This is a genomic window from Polyangiaceae bacterium (genome assembly GCA_020633235.1).
Taxonomy (GTDB): domain Bacteria; phylum Myxococcota_A; class Polyangia; order Polyangiales; family Polyangiaceae; genus JACKEA01.
The window spans coordinates 246734-263961 of sequence record JACKEA010000008.1 but is presented as its reverse complement, the minus strand read 5'-3'; the positions used below and the strand labels follow the sequence as shown (position 1 = coordinate 263961).

Annotated in this window: 16 protein-coding genes; 8 read left to right on the top strand and 8 right to left on the bottom strand. The window is 67.5% G+C overall.

Annotated elements, in window-relative coordinates; translation table 11 throughout:
• Positions 1–2: 2 nt before the first annotated feature.
• Positions 3–1316, bottom strand: a complete 1314-nt coding sequence (locus H6717_37225; GenBank protein MCB9582741.1) for a sigma 54-dependent Fis family transcriptional regulator — start codon at positions 1314–1316, stop codon at positions 3–5.
• 95 nt (positions 1317–1411) lie between these two features.
• Between H6717_37225 and H6717_37220 the strand changes: the two genes are divergently transcribed.
• Positions 1412–2362, top strand: coding sequence for an SUMF1/EgtB/PvdO family nonheme iron enzyme (locus H6717_37220; GenBank protein MCB9582740.1), 951 nt, complete (start codon positions 1412–1414; stop codon positions 2360–2362).
• 1 nt (position 2363) lies between these two features.
• On the opposite strand, the gene H6717_37215 is transcribed toward H6717_37220, so the two are convergent.
• The gene (locus H6717_37215; GenBank protein ID MCB9582739.1) at positions 2364–3395 is read right to left on the bottom strand and encodes a hypothetical protein; all 1032 of its coding nucleotides are present in this window, start codon (positions 3393–3395) and stop codon (positions 2364–2366) included.
• Between the two features lie 109 nt (positions 3396–3504).
• The gene (locus tag H6717_37210; GenBank protein ID MCB9582738.1) at positions 3505–4263 is read right to left on the bottom strand and encodes a sulfite exporter TauE/SafE family protein; all 759 of its coding nucleotides are present in this window, start codon (positions 4261–4263) and stop codon (positions 3505–3507) included.
• A gap of 23 nt (positions 4264–4286) precedes the next feature.
• Here H6717_37210 and H6717_37205 point away from each other — a divergent pair, with 23 nt between their 5' ends.
• Positions 4287–6200 (top strand): hypothetical protein, encoded by a 1914-nt coding sequence (locus H6717_37205; protein ID MCB9582737.1) that lies wholly within the window; start codon positions 4287–4289, stop codon positions 6198–6200.
• Positions 6201–6297: 97 nt separating this feature from the next.
• Positions 6298–7071, top strand: coding sequence for a flotillin family protein (locus tag H6717_37200; GenBank protein ID MCB9582736.1), 774 nt, complete (start codon positions 6298–6300; stop codon positions 7069–7071).
• On the opposite strand, the gene H6717_37195 is transcribed toward H6717_37200, so the two are convergent.
• The gene (locus H6717_37195; protein ID MCB9582735.1) at positions 7058–7603 is read right to left on the bottom strand and encodes a hypothetical protein; all 546 of its coding nucleotides are present in this window, start codon (positions 7601–7603) and stop codon (positions 7058–7060) included. The genes H6717_37200 and H6717_37195 overlap by 14 nt on opposite strands.
• A 68-nt stretch (positions 7604–7671) precedes the next feature.
• Between H6717_37195 and H6717_37190 the strand changes: the two genes are divergently transcribed.
• Both H6717_37190 and H6717_37185 read left to right on the top strand, forming a co-directional pair.
• Positions 7672–8316: a hypothetical protein gene (locus H6717_37190; protein MCB9582734.1), complete on the top strand. Its 645-nt coding sequence runs from the start codon at positions 7672–7674 to the stop codon at positions 8314–8316.
• Entirely contained in the window at positions 8313–9674 is a 1362-nt protein-coding gene (locus tag H6717_37185) for an outer membrane protein transport protein (GenBank protein MCB9582733.1), read from the top strand. Before H6717_37190 ends, H6717_37185 begins: the two co-directional genes overlap by 4 nt.
• Positions 9675–9712: 38 nt before the next feature.
• Here the strand turns inward: H6717_37185 and H6717_37180 are convergent, their stop codons facing one another.
• A complete protein-coding gene (locus H6717_37180) occupies positions 9713–10234 on the bottom strand; it encodes a hypothetical protein (GenBank protein ID MCB9582732.1) in 522 nt (173 codons plus the stop codon).
• A 204-nt stretch (positions 10235–10438) separates the two neighbouring features.
• Here H6717_37180 and H6717_37175 point away from each other — a divergent pair, with 204 nt between their 5' ends.
• Both H6717_37175 and H6717_37170 read left to right on the top strand, forming a co-directional pair.
• Positions 10439–11794: a hypothetical protein gene (locus H6717_37175; protein ID MCB9582731.1), complete on the top strand. Its 1356-nt coding sequence runs from the start codon at positions 10439–10441 to the stop codon at positions 11792–11794.
• Positions 11795–12176: 382 nt separating this feature from the next.
• On the top strand, positions 12177–13349 hold the full coding sequence (locus tag H6717_37170; protein MCB9582730.1) for a hypothetical protein: 1173 nt from the start codon (positions 12177–12179) through the stop codon (positions 13347–13349).
• A gap of 324 nt (positions 13350–13673) precedes the next feature.
• Here the strand turns inward: H6717_37170 and H6717_37165 are convergent, their stop codons facing one another.
• From H6717_37165 to H6717_37155, 3 genes are all read right to left on the bottom strand, one after another.
• Entirely contained in the window at positions 13674–14447 is a 774-nt protein-coding gene (locus H6717_37165; GenBank protein ID MCB9582729.1) for an OmpA family protein, read from the bottom strand.
• A 20-nt stretch (positions 14448–14467) separates the two neighbouring features.
• Positions 14468–16126 carry a 2,3-bisphosphoglycerate-independent phosphoglycerate mutase gene (locus H6717_37160; protein MCB9582728.1) on the bottom strand — a complete coding sequence of 553 codons (1659 nt, stop codon included), beginning with the start codon at positions 16124–16126 and terminating at the stop codon, positions 14468–14470.
• A gap of 182 nt (positions 16127–16308) precedes the next feature.
• The gene (locus H6717_37155) at positions 16309–16491 is read right to left on the bottom strand and encodes a twin-arginine translocase TatA/TatE family subunit (GenBank protein MCB9582727.1); all 183 of its coding nucleotides are present in this window, start codon (positions 16489–16491) and stop codon (positions 16309–16311) included.
• A gap of 126 nt (positions 16492–16617) precedes the next feature.
• On the opposite strand from H6717_37155, the gene H6717_37150 reads away from it, so the two are divergent.
• A complete protein-coding gene (locus tag H6717_37150; GenBank protein ID MCB9582726.1) occupies positions 16618–17223 on the top strand; it encodes a hypothetical protein in 606 nt (201 codons plus the stop codon).
• Positions 17224–17228: the final 5 nt, after the last annotated feature.

Below are 17228 nucleotides of genomic sequence, written 5' to 3'. Positions count from 1 at the left end.
GGTCAACGTCGCTCCGTGCTGCGCGCGCGGATACGCTGGAAATGGCGCCGCGCGATGCCGGAAGCCCGCGCGGCTCGCGACACGTTGCCGTCGTTCTCCTCCAGCACTTTGGCGAGGTAGCGTCGCTCGAACTCATCCAAGAGCGCTTGCCGCGCCTTGGCGAAGGGCAATCCCAGAGCAACCAGCTCCGACAGGAAGTCCGGCGCGTCCGACGGCAGCGACTCCAGCGCGCCGAGCTCCGCTTCTTCTCCCAGGGTGACGGCGCGAAGCACGGCGTTCCGGAGCTCGCGCACGTTGCCGGGCCAGTGCCAAGCGTCCCAGCGCGCGAGCAGCGCTTCCGGTGGCTGGCCGCGACCTCCGAGCTCACGCCAGAAGTGGTCCGCCAACACGAGCACGTCCCCCTGACGCTCGCGTAGCGGGGGCAGCTCGATGCGCGCGACGGCCAGGCGATGGAACAGATCGTCCCGGAACTGGCCGTCGGCTACCTGGCGGTCGAGATCCCGCCGGGTGGCGGATAGCACGCGCACGTCCACGGACAGGGCGCGATCGCCGCCCACTCTACGCACCTCGCCGCGCTCGATCACGCGCAGCAGCTTGGGCTGCAGGGCGAGGTCCAGATCACCGATCTCGTCGATGAGCAACGTGCCGCCGTTGGCCTGCTCGAACACGCCGCGGCGCGTGGCGATGGCACCCGTGAACGCTCCCCGCTCGTGCCCGAACAGCTCGCTCTCCAGTAGATTCGCCGGTACCGCGGTGCAGTCGAACACCACGAAGGGCCCCTCGGCGCGATCCCCCTGTTCGTGGATCGCTTCCGCCAGCACTTCTTTGCCGGTGCCCGTCTCTCCCTCGATGATCACGCCCACGGAAGAGCGGGCGAGCTTGTCGCACAGCGGGTACAGCCGGCGCATGGCGCGGCTCTCTCCCAGCACGCGACCGAACCCCGTGGCGAAGGGAACCTCGGGGTTGTCGCCATCGGGTTGGTACTGCACCGAAACCCGAGTAGCCCCCAGACGCAGGCTCTCGCCGCCGCGAAGCCAGGCGTCGTTGATGGCCACGCCATCGACCCAGGTGCCGTTGGTGGAGCCCAGATCCGTGATGCGCAGTCGCTTGCCCACCAGCTCGAGGGCAGCGTGACGCCGGGAGACCTCGGGATCCGCGAGGCGCAGCGCACACGCATCCGACTTACCGACCAGCACGCGCCCTGGGCTCGCGCCGTTCACCACCAGTGTCTCCCCCGACTCTGCGCTCAGCAGGTACGTTCCGCTCGGAAGCGTGGCGGCTTGCCGGAGCAGCGTCGCGGAGAGCTCCTCGCTCATCGCCGCGAAATTAGCACGACGGCGCGAGGTTGGGCCGAGCACGGCGAGGGGTGCAAAGCCCCACCACGATGAAAAAAACCGCTAAGCTATGACGAGTGAGATCCGTCGCTGTGCTCCCGCTGCTGGTTCTCGCCGCCGGCTGCAGCTTGTTCCCCGAGCTGTCCAGCTACGGCGACTGTGCCGATGGAAAGTGTCGGGATGCGGGCAGCGCGGGAACCGGGGGCAGCATCGAGGATGCCTCCACCGGAGGCGCGGCGGGCAGCGCCGGCAGTGGCGGCAACGCGGGGACCGCAGGCGTCGGTGGCAGCGCGGGATCCGCCGGTGCGGGCGGCAGTGCCGGCGCTGACGCCGCGACGGACCCGTGTGGCAGCTACAAAGGCGCCAGCATGGTGAAGCCCAAGAACCTCGCCTTCTGCATCGACAGCACCGAGGTCACCCGCGCGCAGTACCAAGAATTTCTGGTGGACCAAGGGGCGACACCGACGGGGACGCACCCGAAGTGCGGCTTCAACGCCAGCTACAAGATCTCCGACTACCTGTGGAACGCCACCGCAGACGACGAACCCGTGCACGGCACGGACTGGTGTGACGCCGTGGACTACTGCGCCTGGGCCGGCAAGCGCCTGTGCGGCAAGCTCGGCGGCGGTGAGCTGGCCAAGGCCGAGTGCAGCACCACCCAGAGCCAGTGGATGGTCGCCTGCTCACTCAACGGCGTGCAGAACTATCCGTACGGAAACCAGTACGTGGCGGGCAATTGCCGCGACAGCGTCACCGACGGCGGCAGCAGTGGGCAGGTTCCCGTCGGCTCCCTGCCCAAGTGCGAAGGTGGCTACCCCGGCATCTTCGACATGAGTGGCAACGTGATGGAGTGGCAGGACAGCTGCACCCAAACCAGCGATCCCGCCACGGACGAGTGCGAAGCCCAGGGGGGCTCCTGGAACTTCCCCGGCGGCAGCGGCAGCGCCGTGTTCTGCGGCTTCCACGAGCCCCACGTCCGAGGAGGAGAGGGCCCGCAGATCGGCTTCCGCTGCTGCAAGGATCTCTGAGTCAGGGGTGCTTGAACTTGAGCAGCCAGGCGTAGATGTCGTGGCCCGCGCTCAGGTCGTAGGTCTTGGTCCAGGAGTCGTGCTTCACGCCCGGGTAGATCGTGAGCTTGGCTTCGATCAACGGCGGAGACGGGCACTGCATCAATCCTTCCAGGGGAACCTTGGATCCGGAGACGTTCACCGTGGGATCCTGGTCCCCGTGGAACGCCCAGATGGGCACCTTGCCGAGCTCGCACCCGCGATTGTTCCACGCGCCTTTGCCGTCCCCGGCGATGGAGACGAACGCCGCAATCTGCTGATCCAGGTACTTGTTCAGGTAGCTCCAGCTGCCGATGGCACCGCAGCTGAGCCCCGTGAGGTACACGCGGGACAGATCCACGCCGTAGCTCTGGGTGGCGAAGGTGATGAAGTCGTGCACCTCGTCCGCGCTCGGGCAGCCACTGCCCACGTGTTGGGGAGAGAGCACGATGAAGGGCCGTGAGTTGGGCCACTGGTCCTTGCTGATCAGCTTGGGCGGCCCCGCGTGCAGCACGTCGTCGAGAGCCGCCGAGTTGCCCGGGCCGTTCTCGCCGACGCCATGCAAGAACACCATCAGCGGCGCCTTTGCTGGTGGGTTCGGTGGCAAGTATTCCCAGTAGCCCTGCTTCGAATACTTGCTGCCGATGGGATGCTTGACCAAGCGATCCGACGACGGCGCTGCGTTCGCGGCTCCGGCCGCGCCGCCTCCACCCGCAGCACCCGCAGCACCCGCAGCGCCCGCCATGCCGGCTGCGCCTGCCATGCCCGCAGCGCCCCCGCTACCGCCACCGCTCGCGCCGCCACTACTCGCTCCACCGGAGCTGCTCCCGCCACTGCTCGTGCCGCCGCTGCTCGTGCCGCCGCTGCTCGTGCCGCCGCTGCTCGTGCCGCCGCTGCTCGACCCCGCGGCTCCCGCGCTGCCGCCGGAGCCGCCGCCCGCGTCGTCGCTACCGCAACCGGCAAGCGCCAAGGTCAAGATCGAAACCACGGTGAAGATGCGTCGGGAGGTGTCCATGCCCCCACGTCATCGCAAACCACGTGCCCGCGGAGCGCCGACGAAATCCGCGAAAAAGCCGCCGGTCGTCCTGCGACAAACGCGTCGCGCCGGGACAATCGCACCGCACTCACCACCAGTAACGGTAGGCGAGGAGAGCGCTCAGGGCGACGCCCAACACCACCACGCCGCGGCGCACCGGCGTGGGGGGAACGCGACGAACCACGCGGGCGCCACCGTAGCCGCCGATCAACGCACCCACGGCCATGGCCGCTGCCGGCGCCAGCTCTGCAGCGCGGGACGCGAGGAAGTAGACGGCCGCAATGCCGTTGATGCCACCGACGATCAGCGTCTTCATCGCGTTCATCTCGTGGATCGACATGCGCCGCAGCGGCGAGAGCAGCGCCAACGTCACGATGCCCATGCCGGCCCCGAAATAGCCGCCGTAGATCGAGACCACGGCCAAGAGCAGCGCGATCCACCCGAGCCGCGCGCGGGTCGGCTGCTCGGTCTTGGCCCAGCGCGCGACGCGTTCCTTGAGCAACAGTACGCCCGTGGCAGCCAGGACCAGCCAGGGCACGACGATTTCGAACACGCGCTCCGGAACCTCGAGCAACAGCGTGGCGCCCACCAGGGACCCCACGCCCGCAGCCGCCATCAGCAAGAGCGCACTCCGCTTGTTGTCGCCGAGCTCCCGCCGGTAGCCGAAGGCCGCCGCCAGGCCGCCGGGCGCGAGGGCGACGGTATTGGTGGCACTGGCGGAAACCGGCGACACGCCGAGGGCGAGCAACGCCGGAAACGACACCAACGAGCCACCGCCTGCGACTGCATTGACCGCGCCCGCGACCATGGCCGCGAGGGCCAATAGTGCCAAGCGCTCCGGCTGCATCGCGGCACTATATCACTCGGCGCATGACGCCAACGCGCGCTACCATCTCCGGCGTCGTGAAGCACCACCTACGCATCGCTACCAGCTTGGTCTCTCTCTCGGTGATCGCTTGCGGCGCTGCACCGACAGCTCCCGCCGAAGCTCCGAAGACGACACCCAGCGCCAGCACGGAGCAAGTTGCGGCGCTCGATCTGAGCCCCGTTCCGCCGCCCAGCAGCCTGCTCGCCGAAGGACACGTGAGCCAACGCCAGGCGTTGCGCGACGCACTGGACGGTGTCGCCACGGACTTGAACCCGGATCGAACGACCATCATCGCCAAGGACTCGGGGCTCTCCGATCTGGTGGTCGCGGCGGCGCCGGAGCATTTCGTCGCGCTGCTGGACACCGGCGGCTTTCGCTTGGCGCCGAGCGTGCGCTGGGTGAGCTCCATCGGCCTCTCTTCCTGGGAGGAAGCGGAGCGACGCCTGCGCGACGCCGGCGCGAAGCTCACGCCCCTGGGGCAGGACCTCCAGTGGTCGGACGCCCCCAGCGGGCCCTGTCTGCTCGCCAAGGCGCCGCCGCTCGCGCCCGCCCGCTTCATGTGCGGCCCTGCCGGAACGCTCGGCCGCGCCGCGCCCTACTTGGCGCGCACGCTGGGCCGCGAGCAAGCGGGCCCGCCGGAGGTTCTGGCCCGCATCCCCGTGCGCGCCCTCAGCGAGCAGCACGGTCCCCTGCTCGAGCGCGCCAAGCCGATGATCCCGTCGCTCCTCGCCGGCGAGCTGCGTCGGGATCCCGATCTGGCGCGCTGGATCGAGCCCACCCTGCCCACCCTGGTGGAAGAGGGCCTCGGTCTGGTCGCCGACGTGCACGAGATCACGCTGCGCCTCTCCCTGGAAGGCAGCACCGTGGCGCTCGAGAGCGAAGCCGTGCTCGCCGGCAAGCGCTCTTGGGCCGGCTCGACGTTTCGCCAAGCGCGAGACACCGCGAAGATGCCGGAAGCGTTCTCCCGGCTGCCGAAGGACGCGGACTTCGCGTGGTTCACCAGCCGCATTCCCGACGCCCGGGCCAAGGAGCTCCAGCAGTTCGTGGAACAGGTGCTGCGCGCGGGGCTCGGACCCGGCGCGAGCCGCGACTCCGTAGAGGTGGTCGCGGCCACCTTCGCTCCGGACGCGCCCATGGTGTACGCCCACGGAGACGCCTTCGGCGAAGACGCCGGTGACGTCCGCAACGGCAACGGCACCCGGCTGTTCGGCGGCGAGCGCCTCCGTCGTCAGATGATGAGCGTGTACGGCTGGCACATCATGGCCTACGACGGACCGGCGTCGGAGTACCTGCCGCGCCTGGTGCAGGGCATGAACGCGTACGACTCCGGCGATCTCCGGGACATCGTCTACCGTCAGCTACCGCGCCTGTGCCCAGGGCTGCCGCAGATCAAGCAGCGCGCTCCGAGCCCGAAGCTCCCCAAGGGCAGCGCCACCTTCGAGATGAAGCTGCCGGGCAAGCTGTTCGACGACTGCTGGGAGCAGCACCGCGACAAGAGCCGCGATCGCGCCAAGGACGCCGCCCTGGTCGTGATCTTGGTGCCCGACGGCGAGCGCACTTGGATCGGCCTCTCCCCCGACGAAGCCGGCCTCGTCGAACGACTGACGCGCGCCGTCTCCAAAGGGGCGAGCCTGCCCGTGCCCACCGGGCTCGACGTCCCGGGGGCCTTCGCCGGCGGCGTCGCGACCCTCGCCGGCATCGGCGGCATGCGCCGCTTCGTCGCGCAGTACGAGGTGCATTCCTGGCTCAGGAGCAACATGGCCGTGCTCCCGCACAAGGGGACCACGCCGATCCCCTTCGTGCTCACGCTGTCCAAGGACGATCCGCTCAAAGTGAGGTTCCGCGCCGAGCTGACAAAATCAGCCTTGGAAGACCTGCGAGCGCGGAGACAACGTAGCTACCGTCACTATCCATAGCCTGTCGGTCCGCCGCGGAAGCGATCGCCTCCGTCGTTACGTTGGGGAACCGGCGGATTGACGTCCCACGCATGGAGCGACGAGCTATCGTCAGCGCATGGCCTTTCGCGACGACCGGGGCGCCATGCGCGCTCGCGTGGAGGAGCTGGAAGACGAGCTGGCGCAGGCCAAGCACGAGCTGCAAACGCAAAAGGAGCCCCCGCTGGCGAAGGTCGGCCGCTCGAGCGCGCTCGCCTGGATCCCGATCGTGCTTTCCGTCGGCGGTCTGTTGGCGGCGGCGGTGCTCGGTGCCGGCGGTCAACAGGTCCTCGCGCTGGTCTTGACCATCGCCGCCGTCACGCTGCTCTGGCTCGGCGTGATGGTGCTCGTCGTCGGTCGTCTGCTGATCGTGGTGGCGCCGAACCAGGTGGCCGTGCTCTCGGGGCGCCGCTACATGGCGGCGGACGGCACCGTGCGGGGCTACCGAACGATCCGCGGGGGACGCGCGCTCCGTATCCCGCTGCTGGAGACCGTGGACTACATGGATGTGTCCGTGATGAAGCTCGAAGTGGAGCTCCGGAACGCGTACCTGCGCGGAGGCGGCGTGGCGGACGTGGGCGCCACGGCGACGGTGCGCATCGCGCGGGAGATGCCGCACTTGGCGAACGCCGTGGAGCGCTTTTTGGGACAGCCCCGGGAAGAGATCGCGACGGTCGCTCAGCAGACGATCGAAGGAACGCTCCGCGGCGTGCTCGCGAGCCTCACCCGCGAAGAGGCGGAGGGCAATCCACGAAAGGTCGCCGAGCACACCAAGGCGGAAGTCCAGGAGGACATGGACAAGCTCGGCTTCGTGCTCGAGACGTTCGAGCTCGAGCGCCTCACTTCTCGATGACGCGATTGGAACGGAGGCGCCAGCTGCCGTTCTTCTCGAACACCAGCGCCGAGCCGCGCACGCCTTCCACGTCGAAGCGATAGCGCAGCCGTACCTGCGAGCCGTCGCGCTCGATCTTCGTGATCACCAGCACCGCGTCCTTCGCGGACTTGGGCTCCGGCACCACTTTCACGTCGTAGCCGCCCTTGTGGGCAGCGAGCTTCTCCGGCAGGTCCGCCCCGGAGATCTTGAGCGGCAGCCGGCCCGCCTTGTCCAGATGCAGGTATTGCTCCAGGTCCGGATCGTCGAGCAGCTGTTGCAGCACGAGCGTGAGCTCCTCCTTGCTCAGGCTCTGCTTCTCCGGAGCCGCGGGCTCCGGCGCCGCGCTCTCGGGTTCTGTTTCCGCCGCTTCCGGTGCTGCTTCGGGCTCCACGGTCTCGACCGCGGCGGCTTCGGGCTCCGGCGCCGCGCTCTCGGGCGCCGCCGGCTCCGGCGCTGCTCCGCCACAACCCACCAGCACGATACCCACTGCGATGTAATGTCGCCCCGCCATGCCTTTGCTTACCACGCTCCGATGATTCGCGTCATAGCGAAGGTCGCCCCGAGGAGTACGTTTGTTCCATGGCGCAGCGAAGCTTCGTGGCGCTGTTCGCTCTGCTCGCGTGGGGGTGCGCGGATCCCGACGGCGTGATGGAAGACTTCGCCGATCGCTACGCCCGCACCCACGCTCAGAAAGATGCGGGAGCCGGTGACGCCGGCGCCTGCGAGGACGCCACCGCCGAGCAACTGGGCGGAGACTACTTGCTGTCCATCAGCCCAGCCTTCAGCCCCAAGACTCCGATCTTGTTTTTGTGTCGGCTCGACGCGGAACCGTCGGGAGAAAGCCGGCTCGCCGTGGCCATGACCCTGACGCCCCTGAGCGCGAGCGATCGCACGACTCCTGCCGGCGACGCGCTGCCCGTCATCCCGCTGGACGTGCCCGCGGGCGGCGCCTTCGTCGCGGATCTCGGTGAGCTGCACATCCCCGGCAACGCGGATCCGGTACTGCCCGGCTCCGCCATCGTCGGCACCGTCACGCTGTCCGGCACGCTGTGCGGTGCGGAGCCCACGGTGAGCTTCTTGTGCGGCGATGCCAGCGGCAACGTCACCCTGCCAGTGGCCATCGGCCTTGCCGGCTCCAGCTGGACGCTCGCGCGGGTGCCGGCCTCCGGCGAGCTGCCGGACATCGCCATCAACTGCAACCTCGACCCCCCGGATGCTCTATGAGGCGTGGGCTCGCACCATCTGCTGTGCTGTTGCTTTGCGCGAGCTCCGCTGCGGCGTCAGGCTTCGCCACGGCGCGCTTCGGCGGTGAGCACGGCCACCCCACCACGGAGAACCCGACGGCGATCTACTACAACCCCGCGGGGCTCGCCGCGAGCGAGGGCACGCACCTGTTCGCCGACGGCCTGTTCGCCCTGCGGCGCGCGAGCTACGAGCACCAGCGGGAGAGCGCCGACACTGAAGAGCCGCCGGACGCCCAGGGCGCGAACCACGGCAAAGGGACGCTGCTGAACTTCGCCGCCGTGCCGATGCTCGGCGCCAGCACCAAGATCGGGGCCTTCGCCTTCGGCATTGGCGCCTACGTGCCCTTCGGCGGCAGTGAGGTGTGGGACGACAACACGGCCTTCGAGAACGATCCGAAGTATCCGGGGCCGGTGGACGGCGTGCAGCGCTGGTACGACATCGAAGGAACGATCCAGTCCACGTATCTCACTGCGGCCGCTGCGGCGGAGCTGTGGGACAGCGGCATGAGCATCGGCGCCGGGCTGAACCTGGTGTACTCCAACGTGAACACCGCCACGGCGCGCACCGCCCTGGGCAACGACGACGTCACCCTGGAAGGACGCTCGCAGTTGGACGTTTCCGGCTGGCAGCTCGCCTTCGGCGCGGGCGCGCTGTTCGAAGCCGTCGACGATCAGCTGTGGCTCGGCGTGTCGTACCAGTCACGCCCCAACGTGGTGGGCGGCATGAAGCTCGCCGGCGAGCTCCGGAACGACTTCACGGGCAGCGTGGACGTGACCGAAGTGGAGCTGCATCAAGATCTACCGGACGTCTATCGCGCGGGGGTGCGCTGGCGCCCCACGCCGGAGGTGGAGCTGCGGCTGTTTGGGGATCTGACGCGTTGGAGCGCGTTCACCCGCCACTGCGTGGCGCGCAAAGGGGAATCCTGCGCGCTGCGCAAGGACGGCTCCGCGCCGCCGGACAGCGGCGCCGTCCAGAACGTACCTCGCGACTGGAAGGACGCCTTCGGCGTCCGCCTTGGGGGCAGCTACTTTGCGACGCGCGACCTCGAGCTGTTCGCTGGGCTGGGCTACGACTCGAACGCGGTGCCGGACGAAACCCTCGAGCCATCGCTGATGGACTTCGACGACTTCGCCGCTGCGGCGGGAGCGCGGGTGGCCGTGCTTCCGAACCTGTTCGTCGCCGGCTCGTACACCAACTTCTACGAGATCCCGCGAGACACCCGCGGCAAGAGCGTCCATCCGACGGAAGCGTCGCCCTCGAACGGCCCCGACGCGAGCGGCAAGTACTTCGAGTGGGTCGGCGTGCTCGACGTCAACGTGGAGCTCGTGCTGCCCTGACCGGGCGCCCACCGGGGTGGGCGCCACGCACAGAGTCTCTATGCCACCGCGAGCCGCTGGCGGATCAGCTCCGCATACAGCTCGCGCCGCGCTTCCGTGTCTGCCGGACGTGCCCAGTCCCGCGCCATGCGGCTCCAGCGCTCGTCGTCCGGATCGAGCCCCAGGGTCTCGATGTAGTAACGATCTACGATGAAGAAATGCCGCTTGTACGCGAGCAAGTACCCGCCGTGCTCCGCGCGGATGCTGCGGGCCTCGTCGTAGTGGGCCGACCAGATGTTCCAGTGGGCGGACGCGCCGCTGGGCGACAGCAACGTGCCCATGTCCTCCGCGGGACGTCCGTCGAGGACCGTTACCGCGTGGGACCAACCAGAAAACCCAACCTCACGAGCCAGGACCGTCAGACAGTGCTTGCGCTGGATCTCGCGGCCCAAAGCCTCGTCGTCCAACGAACGCAGCTCGGGCAACGACCGCACTCGAGCGAGCGCGTCCGCGTCTCCGTGCTTCACGCGGCCATGCAGCACGCGCGCTTTGTCCTTGAGCTCTTCGACGATATCGACCATTGCGTCCTCCGTTTCGTGGGCCGCTTCCCGCTCCGATTCGGGCCCGGGGGATTCGCAAAGAAGGCGAAACCGTTCTGTTTTTCGACGAATGCAGGGTGTTTCGACTTTTGGCGGGTGAGGCGCCCCTGCGCACCTCGAGCCCTCTATGTAGCAACGCCCTTGGACTCCCGCAAGGCGCCACGGCACGCTGTGAGCATGAGGTGGATGTCCGTACTGGTCGCGGCGGGGCTTTGCATGGCGTGCAGCGGTAGCGATGACGGGTCGAGCCCAGGCGGGGGTGGTGCGTCGAGCGGCGGCACGTCGAGCGGCGGCACGTCGAGCGGCGGCACGTCGAGCGGCGGCACGTCGAGCGGCGGCAGCGCTGGTGCGTCGGGGGCAGGCGGTAGTGCGGGGAGCGGCGGCGCTTCCGGAAGCGGCGGCGCGGCGGGCTCCGGCGGTGGAGCCTGCGTCGACACCTGTGCGGCGCCAGGCGGCGGCATCACCTGGGACTGCAAGAAGCGCTTCTTCTACGGACCCAACTACGCGTGGGAGGTCTTCGCGGGGGACTTCGGCGGGATCTCGGCGTGGGGGCAGAAGGGCGTCAGTGCGCAGCCGGCGGTCCACGCGGCGAACCTGGCAGACATTCGCAGCCACGGCGGCAGCGTGATCCGCTGGTGGATGTTCCCGGACTTCCGCGGTGACGGCGTGCAGTTCGACGGCAACGAATCCCCCACGGGCCTCGGCGGCACCGCAGTGGCGGACATCGAAAAGGCCCTGGAGCTCGCCGCACAGGCCGGCGTGTACCTGCAGCTGACGTTGTTCTCCTTCGACAACTTCAGTCCCAGCGGCACCAATTCCGGCATCTACATCCCGGGCATGGCGCCGATGATCCAGAGCGCCAGCAAGCGCAAAGCACTGATCGACAACGTCGTGCGCAAGGTCGCTCAGACCGTCGCAGCCAGTCCGTACGCCGACCGCGTGGTGTCCTGGGACGTGATCAACGAGCCCGAGTGGGCGATGACGGGAACCGACTCGTATGGCGACCCGGCCTTCGAGTCCAACTCGGGGCTGCAGCCCGTGTCCTTCTCCGAGATGGAGACCTTCGTGAAGGAAGCCACCACCGCGCTCCATGCCGAGAGCTCCGCCTTGGTTACCGTCGGCGGCGCAGCGGTGAAGTGGTCGAAGGCGTGGACCAAATCCGGCCTCGATTTCTACACCTTCCACATCTACGACTGGGTCGACACCTACTGGCCGTACTCCACGCCGGCGAGCCAGTACGGCCTCGACAAGCCCATCGTGATGGGCGAGATGCCGTTCACGGGACTGAACGGCACGCCCTACGGCACCATCGTGGACAGCTTGTACGCCAACGGCTACGCCGGCGCGATGCCCTGGCAGTACGCCGAGGTGAACGCCAGCGGTCTCACGTCCATGAAGGGCTTCGCCGACAAGCACAGCTGCGAAACGAGCTACGAGCAGACTCCGCAGATCCTGTACCCGGCGGCCGCACCCGCGGCGTCCAAGCCCGTGATCCCGAGCCTACGCCGCTGCGTCGTGGTCGACGGCATTCCGAGCTGCTAGACCCCCTGTTCACCTGGGTTGACCACCATCGGTGCCACTCCGGCGAGAGCAACGGACAGGTGCCGCCGCTGCCGCGCGTCGTTCGAGGGCGGACCAAGCGGCCGGAATGTCTGCAACGATGGCGATCCGAGACGAGTGCGAAGCGGACGACAGAATTCGACACCGCGAAGACGATTTCAGTTGACGAGATTTCGGACGCTCCGCGCTCTCATTTCGTCGCTCTCGTTCGCACAGTGCCTGCGCAGCACACGTGCGCCCACTGGGCGCGCGTTCGAAAGCAAATCGCTCTTCGAGCTGTCCGCGTCTGCGAAAGCGTCTCGAGAGGGCGCTGAAGAAGGCGAAATTTCCCATGGTATGCCCGGGGAAACCACGGGGGTTTGTCATGTCATCGTCCAAAGCCATTTCCGTAGAACCGTCTGCCACCGAGCGCACTGCGCTCTCCGCACTTCAAGACCTCTCCAATCGCGATCTCTGGTCCAGCGCGGTCGTGGCCAACGCCGGTCGGCGCAAAGCCACCGCGCACTTGGTCGCCCACCTCGCCGAAATCGACCGGCGCGAGCTCGTGTTCGACGAGGGATACTCGTCCATGTACGACTTCTGCGTGCGTGGCCTCGGGATGAGCGAGGGCACGGCGTACCGGAGCATCGCCGGAGCGCGGGCAGCGCGCTCGTTTCCGGTCGTGCTCACGCTGCTCGCGAGCGGAGATCTGCACCTTTCCGGGCTTTCGCTCTTGGCTCCGCGGCTCACTCAGGAGAATCACAGTGCGCTCCTGGAAGAAGCCGCCGGCAAGACCAGCGCGGGGATTCGCGTCGTGCTCGCGCGCTGGTTCCCCAAGCCGGACGTTCCGGACCAGGTGAAGCCGCTGCGCACTGGCGGAAAAGGTCCGGCGCCGGGCGTGGAACCGCTCTCGGAAGGGCGCTTCGAGGTACATTTTAGCGCCGGAGAGTGCCTGAAAGCGAAGCTAGAGCACGCCCAGAACCTGATGAGCCACGTGAGCCGCGAGCTCGAGGTCGTGGTCGAGCGGGCGCTCGACGCGCTGATTCGCGAGCTGGAGAAGAAGCGCTGGGGCAAGACGGACAAGCCGCGCCGCTCCCGCGGAACGAAGCCGGGCGAGCCCGGCCGTGCGGCCCGGCGCGAGGTGTACGAACGCGACGGGGCCCACTGCTGCTTCGTGTCGGAGTCCGGTGTGCGCTGCACGGCGACGGCGTATCTCCAGTACGACCACATCGAAGCCACCGGCGTTGGTGGTGGCGATGGCGCTTCCAATGGTCGGGTGTTCTGCGCCAGCCACAATTTGAATGCGGCCAAGAAGACCTTCGGCCGCGAGTACGTCGAAGAGAAGATTCGCCTTCGTCAGCGAAGGCGTTCAGACACCGAGGACGCTGCGAACGCCGAGGCGCGGGAGAAGCAAGACAAGCTCCTGTTGGCCCTCACGAGCCAAGGCTTCAAGAAGGCCGAAGCCACGAAGGCGACGGAGAAGCTCGCTGCCGAAGCCCGCAGCCTCTCGCTGGAAGAGCTGCTCCGTCGTGCACTGGCATTGCTCGTTCCGCGGTAAGCGCGATGCGCGCGGGCTGATTCCGCGCCGAACGGACGCCGGGCCGCAGCTTGTGAGAGAGGACCGACTCAGGTGAGCACTGGGGTTAGTCGAGGACTTTGGTGTCGACGAACACCACGTCAATCATGGGGCTCTTCGCGGGTTGGATAGCGAGACCCCGGCTCCTTCAAGCGTCGCGCGCGCCGCCCAAGACTGCGCTAAATGGTGACTTCGCAGGTCGCTTCCTCAGCCATCCGCTCCTCGAGCGACCCGGCGATGAAGCGAGAGATGCTCACGTCGCGCTTGGTCGCTTGATCGACCGAGATGGTCACGTTCTTCACGTCGTCACAGCGCCTTCCACGGCACGCCCCCGCCGCTCTTCATCGCTGGGGGCTCGATGGCGAGGATGTAGTCGACACGGCGGTTCTTCGCCTCGCTCACTTCGTCCTTGGTCTTGACGGCGAGCACGCTCTCGCCAAACCCGGCGAAGTACACAGGGTTCGCGAGGCCGCGCTTCTTGAACCACTGGGCGATGGCCTGAGCGCGCTTGCGCGACAGCGTGAGGTTGTGCGCGGGCGTGCCCACGGTGTCGGTGTGGCCGGCGACGTAGAGCTTGATGGCGCCGATCTCCTTGTGCTCCTCGATGGCCTTCTGGATGCGCGCGTAGCTCTCCTCGAGCTTCGGTTCTTCGCTCTTCTTGATGAGCGCCTTGTTCGTGTCGAAGAGCACCTCTTGATGAGGGATCTTCACGGACCAGGGCGTGAGCGCCACACCCTTCCAGTAGCCGTGGGCGTCGTAGGCGTAGAGCTCGATGCGCGCGACGGCGTCGTCGCTCTTCGGTTGCCAAGTGACCACCAAGGTGGCGCCCGCGGGCTTGCCGGAAAAATCGTGCTCCTGTTCGGCGAGCTCGCTGCCGTCTTCCGCCAGCACGCGGATCTTCACCGACTTGGCCTCCCGCGACATGCTGAGCTCGAGACGATGCGCGTCCAGGTCGACCTTGTCGCGATCCACCGTCACCTTCAGCGGCGGCAGCTTTTCTTCGCTGCCTGCCGCGCCGCCGTCATCCGCAAAGGCAGGGACCGCAAACAACAGCGCCGCAATCACCGGGAGGGCACGCATGGCGCCCTCATTGTGCCACCTCAGCGCGCGAGAAGCGAAGCGCGGTAGTCCTCCGGAGCTTCGTAGCCCAGCAGGTTCAGCACCGTGGCCGCAACGTTGGAGAGACCGGCGTCCTTCACCGAACCCGAGAGCGAGAGCTCTCCGCGAGGGTCGTACAAGATGAAGGGCACGTGATTGAGCGTGTGGCTGGTCTTGGGCTGGATGCGACCGTCCGAGCTGGTCTTGAAGCCGCCCTTCTTCTCGTCGCGCATGTACATCTCGTCGGCGTTGCCGTGATCCGCCGTGATCAACGCCAGGCCGTCGAGCTCGTCGATGACCGCGAGCAGCCGCCCCAGGGAGCGATCCACGACCTCCACCGCGATCACGGCGGCCTCGCGGTCCCCGGTGTGACCGACCATGTCGCCGTTGGCGTAGTTCACCCGCGCGAAGCCGAACTTCTTCGTCCGTAGCTCCGCGATCAGCGCGTCCGTCACCTCCGCCGCCTTCATCCACGGACGCTCTTCGAAGGGCACCACGTCGCTGGGCACTTCCAAGTAGCTTTCGAGCTCCGACCGCCGCGCGCGCACCTGATACGTATCCGCGGTCTCTTCCTTCACGGGCACGTCCACGTAACGTCCGCTCTCGGGATCGTACAGACCACTGCAGTTGCCGTTCCAGAAGTACGTCACGTGTCCGTACTTCTGGGTCTCGGCGATGGCGAGCTGGGTCACGCCGTTCTGACTCAAGTACTGCCCCAGGGTGCGCTCGATCTCCGGCGGCGCCACCAGGTACTGCTTGGGCACGTGCAAGTCGCCGTCGTACTCCATCATCCCGGCGTACAGCACGTCCGGACGCCGCCCGCGGTCGAAGGGCTTGAAGCTCTCTTCCTCGAACGCTCGGCTGATCTCGATGGCGCGATCCCCGCGAAAGTTGAAGAAGACCACGCTGTCGCCGTCTTCGATCGTCCCCACGGGTTTCTCGTTCTCCGTAATCACGAAGGCCGGCAGGTTCTGATCGATGATGCCGCTCTGCTCCTTGCGGAAGGTCTCGATCGCGTCCGTTGTCGAGGGAAAGGCGCGGGCCTTGCCCAGCACGTGAGCCTCCCAGCCACGCTTGACCATGGACCAGTCCGCTTCGTAGCGGTCCATGGTCACCTTCATGCGGCCGCCACCGGACGCGATGCGATAACGACAGCCGTCTTTGCCGTCGAATTCCCTCAGCACGTCTTCCAGCGCGCTGACGTAGGTGAGCGCCGAGCGCTCTTCCACGTCTCGACCGTCGAGCAAGGCGTGCACGTAGAGCGTCTTCACTCCCGCGGAGTGCGCTCGCTTCACCATCGAGAGCAGGTGATCGATGTGACTGTGGACGTTGCCGTCGCTCAAGAGCCCCAGGAAGTGCAACGCGCCGCCCGCCGTGCTGCGCTTCACCGCCTCCCCCCACACCGCGCTCTCGAACAGCGCGCCCGTAGCAATGGCCCTGTCCACGAGCTTGGCGCCCTGATCGAAGATGCGCCCAGCGCCCAGCGCGTTGTGCCCCACCTCGCTGTTGCCCATGTCCGCGTCGCTGGGCATGCCCACGGCCGTGCCGTGCGCGCGCAGCGCCAAATGTGGCGCGCTCTTCAGGAGCCCGTCCAGCACCGGAGTGCGCGCGAGGTGCACCGCGTCCCCTTCGTCTCCGGCGCCGATGCCCACGCCGTCCATCACCACCACCAAGAGCGGCCCCGGGCGGGCCGTCAGCGCGTCGAGCTTCTTCAACTTCCAGTTCACGCCCCAAGCATTGTCACAGCTACCCGGCGCTGCAATGCCTTGTCCGATCTTCTTGTTGGCTCGGCGCGATGCCCGTCAGGGACGTTTCCGCGGCGTGTCGACAAGATCAGCCGGCTTCAGGCGCGGCGGCGACGGGGCCTGTGCTCGGGCTCGACGTCGTCTTCGATCGACTTCAGGCCGCGGCGAAAGCCGGTGATCCCCTCGGCCAAGCTCTTGCCCAGGGTCGCGAAACGGCGACCTCCGAATAGCAACACGAGCACACACGCGATGATGGCGATCTGCCAAGGACCCACGGCCAAGAGTCACCTCCTCAGGGGTTGAGCGCAAAGATGTCGGTGTAGACCAAGCGTTTGCGAACGTGAGTGCCCGAGGACGCCATTTGCGCCAAACGCTGGCCACCGGCGGATTCGTCGTAAGCTAGCGGCGTGTACCGCAGCGTACCGACGACGGCGGCGGATCTGACGGTGTCGGGTGACCTGCTCGTCCTCGAAGCGCAGTTCGAGAGCCGCGGGCATTTCGGCACGCTGGCGGTGACCTGCCGCCCCAACCACACGACTCTGCGACAGCGCTACGGCGTGCTGGTATCGGCGCTGCTCCGCTGGTTCGTCTTGAATCGCGCGGTGCGTGAAACGTCGGGGGCTCTGCGGGTCAATCGTCACCCGCCGTTGCTCAGCAGACAATCGGGCTTCGTCGATCTGGCATGGGAGCAGCTACCCATCCCGGATCCGTCGATCTTATGGGTGAAGGGCTATCGAGCGCGGCTCGAAGGCGGTGATGCCGAACGCGAATTCGTGGCCTATCAGCTGATCGCACTGCCCTTCGACTCGGACGTGCCGGAGCATGCCAAGCAGCGTTTGCACAGCCGCGCTCGACGCGATGCAAAGCGGGTGTGGCCGGTGGAAGGCCCCAAGCCATCGGACCGCGGTGTCGTGGTTCTGTCGCGACTCGGCGCGACGTTGGCACTGCAGCTGGCCGAGGTTCTGGCAGAGTACTGGGGCTACTCGGTCCTGAAGACAGAGCCCGAGGGGTGAGCGGT

Bases quoted from the DNA above. Each gene is read 5' to 3' on its own strand.
- H6717_37180 (MCB9582732.1), bottom strand. From the start codon at position 10,234: ATGGTCGATATCGTCGAAGAGCTCAAGGACAAAGCGCGCGTGCTGCAT.
- H6717_37190 (MCB9582734.1), top strand. From the start codon at position 7,672: ATGGCGCAGCGAAGCTTCGTGGCGCTGTTCGCTCTGCTCGCGTGGGGG.
- H6717_37170 (MCB9582730.1), top strand. From the start codon at position 12,177: ATGTCATCGTCCAAAGCCATTTCCGTAGAACCGTCTGCCACCGAGCGC.
- H6717_37215 (MCB9582739.1), bottom strand. From the start codon at position 3,395: ATGGACACCTCCCGACGCATCTTCACCGTGGTTTCGATCTTGACCTTG.
- H6717_37175 (MCB9582731.1), top strand. From the start codon at position 10,439: ATGTCCGTACTGGTCGCGGCGGGGCTTTGCATGGCGTGCAGCGGTAGC.
- H6717_37205 (MCB9582737.1), top strand. From the start codon at position 4,287: ATGACGCCAACGCGCGCTACCATCTCCGGCGTCGTGAAGCACCACCTA.
- H6717_37200 (MCB9582736.1), top strand. From the start codon at position 6,298: ATGGCCTTTCGCGACGACCGGGGCGCCATGCGCGCTCGCGTGGAGGAG.
- H6717_37160 (MCB9582728.1), bottom strand. From the start codon at position 16,126: ATGGACGGCGTGGGCATCGGCGCCGGAGACGAAGGGGACGCGGTGCAC.
- H6717_37185 (MCB9582733.1), top strand. From the start codon at position 8,313: ATGAGGCGTGGGCTCGCACCATCTGCTGTGCTGTTGCTTTGCGCGAGC.
- H6717_37210 (MCB9582738.1), bottom strand. From the start codon at position 4,263: ATGCAGCCGGAGCGCTTGGCACTATTGGCCCTCGCGGCCATGGTCGCG.
- H6717_37225 (MCB9582741.1), bottom strand. From the start codon at position 1,316: ATGAGCGAGGAGCTCTCCGCGACGCTGCTCCGGCAAGCCGCCACGCTT.
- H6717_37165 (MCB9582729.1), bottom strand. From the start codon at position 14,447: ATGCGTGCCCTCCCGGTGATTGCGGCGCTGTTGTTTGCGGTCCCTGCC.
- H6717_37195 (MCB9582735.1), bottom strand. From the start codon at position 7,603: ATGGCGGGGCGACATTACATCGCAGTGGGTATCGTGCTGGTGGGTTGT.